The organism is Clostridioides sp. GD02377 (assembly GCF_045899875.1).
Lineage (GTDB): Bacteria > Bacillota > Clostridia > Peptostreptococcales > Peptostreptococcaceae > Clostridioides > Clostridioides difficile_A.
Map to the genome: position 1 here is coordinate 1 of NZ_JBJODA010000038.1, position 9193 is coordinate 9193.

General features: G+C 28.0%; 9 protein-coding genes, 1 tRNA gene, 1 other RNA gene and 1 other annotated feature. Of the genes, 1 reads left to right on the forward strand and 10 read right to left on the reverse strand.

Going from position 1 to position 9193, the window contains the following annotated elements:
• Positions 1-410: 410 nt before the first annotated feature.
• The gene (locus Q3304_RS20155; protein WP_054268638.1) at positions 411-1616 is read left to right on the forward strand and encodes an MGDG synthase family glycosyltransferase; all 1206 of its coding nucleotides are present in this window, start codon (positions 411-413) and stop codon (positions 1614-1616) included.
• Positions 1617-1682: 66 nt separating this feature from the next.
• Here the strand turns inward: Q3304_RS20155 and Q3304_RS20160 are convergent, their stop codons facing one another.
• From Q3304_RS20160 to Q3304_RS20205, 10 genes are all read right to left on the reverse strand, one after another.
• The gene (locus tag Q3304_RS20160) at positions 1683-1904 is read right to left on the reverse strand and encodes a hypothetical protein (protein ID WP_054268637.1); all 222 of its coding nucleotides are present in this window, start codon (positions 1902-1904) and stop codon (positions 1683-1685) included.
• A gap of 141 nt (positions 1905-2045) precedes the next feature.
• Positions 2046-2645: a recombination mediator RecR gene (gene recR, locus Q3304_RS20165; RefSeq protein WP_054268636.1), complete on the reverse strand. Its 600-nt coding sequence runs from the start codon at positions 2643-2645 to the stop codon at positions 2046-2048.
• A 12-nt stretch (positions 2646-2657) separates the two neighbouring features.
• The gene (locus tag Q3304_RS20170) at positions 2658-3008 is read right to left on the reverse strand and encodes a YbaB/EbfC family nucleoid-associated protein (protein ID WP_021382454.1); all 351 of its coding nucleotides are present in this window, start codon (positions 3006-3008) and stop codon (positions 2658-2660) included.
• Between the two features lie 58 nt (positions 3009-3066).
• Positions 3067-4704: a DNA polymerase III subunit gamma/tau gene (gene dnaX, locus Q3304_RS20175; protein ID WP_219674363.1), complete on the reverse strand. Its 1638-nt coding sequence runs from the start codon at positions 4702-4704 to the stop codon at positions 3067-3069.
• 76 nt (positions 4705-4780) lie between these two features.
• Positions 4781-5045, reverse strand: an RNA gene (gene ffs / locus Q3304_RS20180) — signal recognition particle sRNA large type.
• Positions 5046-5082: 37 nt separating this feature from the next.
• A tRNA-Ser gene (locus Q3304_RS20185) sits at positions 5083-5174 on the reverse strand.
• On the reverse strand, positions 5175-5630 hold the full coding sequence (locus tag Q3304_RS20190; protein WP_054268634.1) for a nucleoside deaminase: 456 nt from the start codon (positions 5628-5630) through the stop codon (positions 5175-5177). It lies immediately after the preceding tRNA gene.
• Positions 5631-5945: 315 nt separating this feature from the next.
• Positions 5946-7217, reverse strand: coding sequence for a serine--tRNA ligase (gene serS / locus Q3304_RS20195; protein WP_054268633.1), 1272 nt, complete (start codon positions 7215-7217; stop codon positions 5946-5948).
• 124 nt (positions 7218-7341) lie between these two features.
• Positions 7342-7548 (reverse strand) — a binding site (T-box leader).
• A 126-nt stretch (positions 7549-7674) separates the two neighbouring features.
• Complete coding sequence (locus tag Q3304_RS20200; protein WP_054268632.1) at positions 7675-8556, reverse strand: mechanosensitive ion channel family protein; 882 nt, start codon at positions 8554-8556, stop codon at positions 7675-7677.
• Between the two features lie 11 nt (positions 8557-8567).
• Positions 8568-9077 carry a transcription repressor NadR gene (locus Q3304_RS20205; RefSeq protein WP_407815202.1) on the reverse strand — a complete coding sequence of 170 codons (510 nt, stop codon included), beginning with the start codon at positions 9075-9077 and terminating at the stop codon, positions 8568-8570.
• Between the last annotated feature and the right edge of the window lie 116 nt (positions 9078-9193).

Consider the following 9193-nt stretch of genomic DNA (forward strand, 5'->3'; position numbering starts at 1 on the left):
GTTTATTTCTTTTTCCTTTTTTCAAGGACAAGTAATACTATATCACCTTTATTTATCCAAGTCAATATAATTTTTCATTTTTTTTAATTTTTTATTTCTCAGATATTTTTTATATTCAAATTTTTAAATTTAATACTGTTTAGAAGTGTTTATTTCATAAAACTAATATATATTCTATGCTCAATCTTCCTTTTTATTCTATAATTAAATTTTTTATTTGTAATAGATATTTATAATAGCATATATTTTCTAAGATTAATTTACATTTCTTTCACTTGTAATTTTTGTAATCTTGTATTAGATTAATATTAAAAAATAATTTATTAATAATTTGATTTACAATGACAATTTATATATATCAAAATATAATATCATACAAATACTATGCTACATTTTAGGAGGATTTTATTATGAGCAAAAAAGTATTAATCATGTCTGCTTCCACTGGTGGTGGACATAATAGAGCTGCTCTAGCTATTAAAGAAGAGCTTACTTCCAAAACAATTGATGGAGAACCAATTGAATGTGAAATAATAGATAGTTTAAAATTAGTTAATAACACAATGGATAAGATAATTTCAAGAGGATATGAAAAATCTGCTATATATACACCTAAAGCATATGGCAGTGTATATAGATTATCTGAAACGAATCTTTTATCAAAAAATGAATTTAAAGACAATTTAATAATAACATTTATGGCAAAAAAATTTAAAAAACTTATTAGAAATACAAAACCAGATTTAATTATTGGAACACATCCTTTTCCAATGATTGCTCTTAGTACATTGAAAAAAAACTTTAACTTACATAATAATGAATCAAATACTTATACAGAGTATTTTTATAAACATCACACAAACACGATTAATGTTCCTCCACTTATTTCTGTATTAACTGATTATACTACACATTCTACATGGATACAAAATGAAATTGATTATTATATAGTTGGTCATGAATATGTAAAAGAATTATTGGTATTTGATGGAGTTGAATCTAGCAAAATTAGAACCTTTGGAATTCCTGTAGAGAAATCATTTCTTTCCCATAGGGATAAAGAAGTCGTTCTTTCTGAGTTAAATTTATCGCCTGATAAATTGACAGTTTTACTTATGGGTGGTAGCTTTGGAGCTGGAAATATAAAAGAAACACTAGATGAGTTATTAGACACTGATAGAGACTTTCAGATACTTGTGATAACTGGTAGGAATGAAAACTTGAAAGAAAAAATAGAAAAAAAACTTATGTCTCGTTCTCATAATAAAAATGTATGTGTTCTTGGATATACTAATAAAATGAATGATATCTTAGCTTCTATAGATGTATTAGTAAGTAAACCTGGAGGACTTACTACGACTGAAGCGCTTTTAAAAGATGTACCTATGATAGTTCCATATTACATACCTGGACAAGAAGAAGAAAATCTAGACTTTTTATCCAATTGTGGTGCTGCACTTAGAACTACAAAGAAATATAATTTATCAATATTATTAAAGGTTCTAATAGATGACCCAAGTAGATTAGAGATGTTAAAAGGAAATATTAAATCAATAAGAAAATCAAATTCAGCACAAAATATAGCTAATTTGATTTTAAGTATAATTTCTAATTGATAAAATAAATAAAATCCCTATAGTATATTATCTATTAGGGATTTTTTATTTTCTAATTATTTAATATTAAATTGGTTCATAAAAGTCTTCTTCATAATCATACTGATAGTTTTTATAATTATTTCTGAATTCAGTGTTTTTGTTACGTGCAGTTTTCTTAGTTTTTTTCTTATTAGAAAAACTTATATCATCAAAATCATCATGTTTAGGTTTATCTTTCGATTTCATTTTTTTAACTCTTTTTTCTTTCATTGCATTATGTTCTTCTAAGTTCATAATTGGTTTCATGTTGCACCCCTATCAAAATTTTTAAATGATTTATACAACAAATTATACAATACAAAAGAAATTTATTCAATAAATCTAAATCAAAATTAATTTGAATTTAACACCAAAAAATTACAAAAATCGAGGTATTAACCTCGATTTTTATATTTCTCTTCTACCTTCTAATGCTTTTGATATTGTAACTTCATCTGCATACTCTAAATCGCCTCCAACAGGAAGACCATGAGCTATCCTAGTAACTTTAATTCCCATTGGCTTTACTAATCTAGCAATATACATAGCTGTAGCTTCTCCTTCAATTGTAGGATTTGTTGCCATTATTATCTCTTTGACATCTTGATTGCCAAGCCTTTGTATAAGCTCCTTTATTTTTAGCATATCTGGTCCAATTCCATCCATTGGAGAAATCACTCCATTTAATACATGATATTTACCTTTAAATTCTCTCGTTCTCTCCATAGCTGCTACATCTCTTGGATCTTCTACAACACATATGACACTTGAATCTCTACTTTTATTTGAACACATACTACATGGGTCTGTATCTGTTATGTTACAACAAATTGAGCAATATCTTATTTCTCTTTTTGCATCTATAATAGCCTTAGATAAAGCTTCCACATCATTAGTATTCATACTAATTATATGAAATGCTAATCTTTGAGCAGTCTTTCTTCCTACTCCAGGAAGCTTTGAAAATTCTTCTATAAGTCTCGTTATTGGACCTGTATAAACTTGCATAAATATCACCTACTAGAATAACCCTGGTATATTCATACCTCCAGTTACCTTATTCATTTGATTTGCTTGTATATCATCAATATTTCTCAATGCTTGATTTATCGCACTTAAAACTAAATCTTGTAACATTTCTATGTCATCTGGGTCAACTACTTCTGGCTTAATAGTTATATCCAAAACTTCTTTTTTACCATTAACCTTTACAGTAACTGCTCCTCCACCAACTGAGGCTTCTACTTCTTTATTTTCTAACTCTTGTTGAGCTTTTTGCATATTTTCTTGCATCTTTTGAGCCTGCTTTAATAAATTATTCATATTTCCACCACCAGGCATCATTCCGCCTCCAAAACCTTTTTTAGCCATAAATACTATTCCTCCTAAACTTATTTTCATTTTATTATTATATCATAATAATATTTTATTATTTACTTTCATTTTCATCAATACTATCTTTTATTTCTAATATCTCTTCATCTACTATGTTCTTTAATATCTCTTCACCAATATCCTTTTTCTCTTTAACTTCAAGATTTATATCTTTGACCTCTGATGTCAATACTATTTTCACACTAAAACTTCTATTTAAAACATCTCTTATTGTTTTTTCTAAATAAGTTATTGTATCTTGGGAGCTTAGTCTAGTTTTCGCGAAATCAAATTTATCATCAAATATAACATACAACATATTAGAATATACGTTAAAACTTTTTACCTCACTTAAAAGTGCATATATTGGCATTTTTTTATCTTTTTTAATTTGTTTAAGTATATTCTTCCAAGATGACTCTATAAGTATAACATCCTCATTTTTTACATCTTCATAAACTACACTTTCTTTATTTACATCTATTTCTCTATTGACATCATCTTCTTTTTCTTTGTTATTGCCCTGTTTTAAAACTTTAAAACTTCCCGATTCAATCATTTTTTCTAAGTTTTCAACTCTTTTAATAAGAGCTTCCTTACTTTCATCAAACATTGGTTGAGCAATTTTCATCATAGTTATTTCCACTAAAACTCTTGGATTTGAAGATGACTTTATATCATCTTGAGTTATTGATAATACATTTAAAATTCTTATCAAATCGTTTATATCTATGTTTTCAGATTGAAACTTAAGTTGTTCTATAGTTTCTTCTGGCAATGAAATTATTTCATCTAATTCTGATGACACCTTACATACCATTAAATTTCTAAAATGGTCAATCAAATCATTTATAAGGTTTCTTATATCTTTCCCCCATAAAACAAATTCATTTAATATCTCTAGAGATTTTTTAGTATCTTGTTCCACAATACATTGAGACAATTCAAATAACTGCTCTATATTGACGCTTCCCATCAATTCAACAACATCTTTATAATCTATTTTATTCTCTCCAAATGATATACATTGGTCTAATATACTAAGAGCATCTCTAAGCGCTCCTTGAGAATTCCTAGCTATTAAATTAAGAGCTTTATCATCTATATCAATTCCTTCATCTTCACAAATCCTTTTCATTCTAAGAGTCATGTCCTTAACTGTAACTCTTTTAAAATCATATCTTTGGCATCTCGATAAAATAGTTGCAGGTATCTTGTGAGGTTCAGTAGTAGCCAATATAAATATTACATATGATGGAGGCTCTTCTAATGTTTTTAATAGTGCATTAAAAGCTCCTTGAGACAACATATGAACCTCATCTATTATATATACTTTATATTTAGCATTAGCTGGAGAATATTTCACACTTTCTCTAAGTTCTCTTATATCATCCACACTGTTATTTGATGCTGCATCTATTTCTACAACATCCATTGTATTGTCCTTTAATATAGATTCACATATCTCACACTCATTACAAGGTTCTTCATTTATTTTATTTAAACAGTTAACTGCCCTTGAAAAAATCTTTGCAGTAGATGTCTTACCAGTACCTCTTGTCCCACAAAACAAATAAGCATGTCCTATATTATCATTGTATATTTGATTTTTTAAAGTCTTAATAATATGATCTTGACCAATAACGTCCTCAAACTTTTGTGGTCTATATGCTCTATATAATGCTTTATGCATCTTTTTACCTCTCTTTAGTAAAATTAATAAAAAAATCCCTCATTATCTAAGGGATTAGTCTTTTATATATTAAATGCTGTACACCATCTATCGACTTAATTCCATAGGCGTTACCAAAACAGTTAGCTCAACTTAGGCACCCCCGCGGCACACAAAAGTGATCACTTACCGCTGCTTCCTTCCGGATCTGACGGGGTTCATGAGCTTTCATTGCGCAGGACCTAAGCATCAACACCACTTATTTAGGGCGGCCCTACAGAAAATAAGCCTTTAGATGGAATTCAATCCTGCTATAGCGGATTGCAGGTTACAGGGCACCGCTACCTCCCCATCTAGTACAGCAAAATTACAACCATATTTAATTACTTTTATTGTTTCTGGCGGAGAGAGTGGGATTTGAACCCACGATACAGTTTTACCCATATACTCGCTTTCCAGGCGAGCGCCTTCGACCACTCGACCATCTCTCCTTAATCTCTTTTTCTTAATGCCTTAAAAAATTCTTGCAATATGATCGAGCATTCTTCTTGCAAAACATCAAAAGCCACTTTTACATTATTATTATTAAAATAATCTAATTTAAACTCATGTTGTTTTTCTATATATGAATTTTTTATATGTCTTGTCCCTATTATAAGCTTTTTTATTCTAGAATTAACTATTGCACCACTACACATTATGCAAGGTTCCATTGTAACATACAAATCACAATCAGTCAACCTCCAACCACCTATTTTTTCTGATGCTTGCTTTATTGCTAAAATCTCTGCATGAGCTGTAGAATCTTTTAACGTTTCTGTAAGGTTATGAGCTCTAGCTATTATTTGATTATCTTTAACTATGATAGCTCCTATTGGTGTTTCTCTTTTATTATATGCTTTATATGCTTCTTTTAATGCTTCTTTCATATAAAATGAACTTTCCATAATTCCTCCCAAAACTTATAACAAACTTATCTTATCATAATTCATTTTATAATTCAACTTAATTTTATTTTGTTTATTTAATTATTAATAGATATCTCTATATTTTATTTAAATTAGTTCCAAAATAATCTTTATCCATTTATATAAGTGTTGATTTATAAAGATGTTTAGCATTTTATGATAGATATTTGTTTATATAAATTCACATAAAAAAGCTATGAAATTTAATAATTTCATAGCTTTTTTAATTTATTGTTCATTCATAGTATGTCTTTTACATCAAAATATATTTCTACATATAATATCAATAGAGTATTATCTTATAACATCAACACCCATGTAAGGTCTTAATTCTTCAGGAACTACTACAGAACCATCTGCTTGCTGATAATTTTCTAGTATAGCTGCTAGACATCTTCCTATAGCTAATCCAGAACCATTTAAAGTGTGAACATATTCTGCTTTTGATTTTTTATCCCTTTTAAATCTTATTCCTGCTCTTCTTGCTTGGAAATCTTCAAAGTTTGAACAAGAAGATATCTCTACATATCTATTGTAACTTGGCATCCAAACTTCTAAATCATATTTAAATGCAGCTGTAAATCCTAAATCCCCTGTACATATTTTTACAACTCTATATGGAAGACCTAACATTTGTAGCATAGTTTCAGCATCATGAGTTAATGATTCTAATTCATTATAAGAATCTTCTGGTTTAACAAACTTAACTAACTCAACTTTATTAAATTGATGTTGTCTAACTAAACCTCTTGTATCTCTTCCTGCTGAACCTGCCTCAGATCTAAAACAAGGAGTATATGCACAATATTTAATTGGAAGTTCTGCAACATCTAATATCTCATTAGCATGTATATTAGTAACAGGTACTTCAGCTGTTGGTATTAAGAAATACTCTAATCCTTCTATCTTGAACATGTCTTCTTCAAATTTAGGAAGTTGACCAGTACCTATAAAACTATTTCTATTAGCCATAAATGGAGGTAAAACTTCTGTATATCCATGTTTAGCTGTATGAGTATTTAAAAAGAAATTCATTAAAGATCTTTCTAATCTAGCACCTAAACCTCTATATAAAGTAAATCTTGAACCAGTTATTTTTCCAGCTCTTTCAAAATCTAATATACCTAGACCAGTACCAATATCCCAATGTGCTTTGTGTTCGAAATCAAATTTAGTAGGTTCTCCCCAAGTTCTTATTTGAACATTATCTTCATCTGTTTCACCTTGTGGAACCTCTGGATGAGGAACATTTGGTATTCTCATCAATGTGTATTCCATTTTTGCTTCTACTTCTTTTACTTTCTCATCAATACCTTTTATCTTATCTGATAACTCTTTTAATCTTGCTTTTTCTTCTGTTACATCTTTGCCTTCTTTTATTAATTGTGGTATGTTTTTAGAATTTACATTTAATTCATTTTTCATAACCTCAACTTCTTGAAGTATCTCTCTTCTTTTATTATCTAATTCAACCACAGCATCAAGGTCAAATTCTCTTTCGCCTCTTCTTTCCATAGCTTTCTTGATATCATCTAAATTTTCTCTTATTCTTTTAATATCTAACATATTAATTCCTCCTAATAATTTTGATAATATAAATTATAATTCCAATTAATTTACAAGTATTCTAGCTGTAAACTTTTAATTTAAACAAATTTGAAAAATAAAAAAAGACCTCCGTTTACCCTATAAAAGGGACGAAAATCTTTTATCCGCGTTGCCACCCTAATTGATTATACTAAAACGTATAATCCTCTCAGACCTATAACGTAGGTAAACCGTCTAGCTTTAACTAGAAGCTCTAGAGTAGATTCAAAAACCATTGTAATGAGTTCTCACCATCCACTCATTCTCTGAATACAATCTGTTTTTTACTATTTTCCTTCACCGCTTTTTAACTAATTGTTTTATTTGATAATCATTATATTATATATATTAACATCTTTCAATACTATTATTCAAATTTTTTTAGAATTTTCTTTAATTTTTTATATTAAATTCACTTTTTTACTTAATTGAAATTCTATCTTTTATCCATTGTATTTAAATTGCTCATATTATTAAATAATAATGAGGAAGGAACAAATGGGACTTTTATATTATTTTCGTCAAATTTATTTTTGACTTTTTCCATTACATCAAAGTAAACATCCCAGTAATCATCAGTTTTAACCCATGGTCTAGCAACTATTTGCATAGTGTTGTTTCCTATAGAGTTTAAACCTATAATTGGTTTTGGGTCATCCAATATCCTTTTTTCATTTATAAAAATTTCATTCAATATGGACTTAACTACATCGATATCACTATCATATGAAATATTATATGAAAAATCTATCCTTCTTTTATTTTGATGTGTGTAATTAATTATATTGTTACTTGTCAATTGAAAGTTTGGTATAATTATGGTTTTATTATCTGGGGTTTTAAGAACAGTACTAAATATTTGTATATCAGAAACTGTACCTTCTACACCTGAGCCTTGAATATAATCGCCTATATTAAATGGCTTAAAAAATAAAATAATCATACCTGAACCTAAATTTGATAATATTTCTTTAAATGCTAAACCTATACTAAATCCAGCAGCTCCTAATACAGCTACAACTGATGTAGTTTGTATCCCTATAATACCCAAGCTTATCAATGATATAATAGATAACATAGATATGTATATTCCATATACAATGAAATTATTTACACCTTTGCTCATTCCATATTTGATTAAAAACCTTGAAACCATCTTTTTTACTATCCTAGATATATAGATACCTATTACAAATACGATTATTGCATATATAATATTTGGTATATTATCACTAAAGTTATTAAGCATATTTTCTAAAGTTCTTTTAGTTATATTACTATTTGTTGAAGCAGTCTTAGCTAATGATAAAAAATTCATTTAACTCCTCCTTATGATAATATTCCTCTGTCCTCTAATTCTTTTGTTATAACTTCTATAGTCTCTTCTTTTAGTGTCTCAATTGTATGAATATGACTACATTCAGTTAGAACTGATAACTGTTTAAATTCATTTGTCTCAACCTTCTTCATAAAATTATCTATATCCATTTTAGAGTAAATATTAAGCTCTGCAGTTATCTGACCATATGTTGGATGATTTACGATGACATCCTTAACAATTCCACCTAAATCTACAATAATCTTTAATTCAGCATAAATTTCTTTAGAATTCCTGTGATTCTTACATTTTATTTGCTTTGTAAAATATGGTTGATTATATATTATATATCCTTGAGGTGTAGCTATTATTTCAAATCCTCTAGCTCTTATAAGGGCTATATCTTGTACTATTACTTGCCTACTTACATTTAATATCTCAGCTAGCATTCCACCTTTTACAGGGCACTTAGATTCTTTTAAAATATCTATTAATTTGCTTCTTCTTTCATCAGAATTCATATTACACCTTCTTTCTAAATCAAAAACTTTACCTATACTATATAATTCTATATTTTATCTTATTATAAATCAATATTGATTTTATATTCTATTTAATATTAAACTTTATTGCAAAT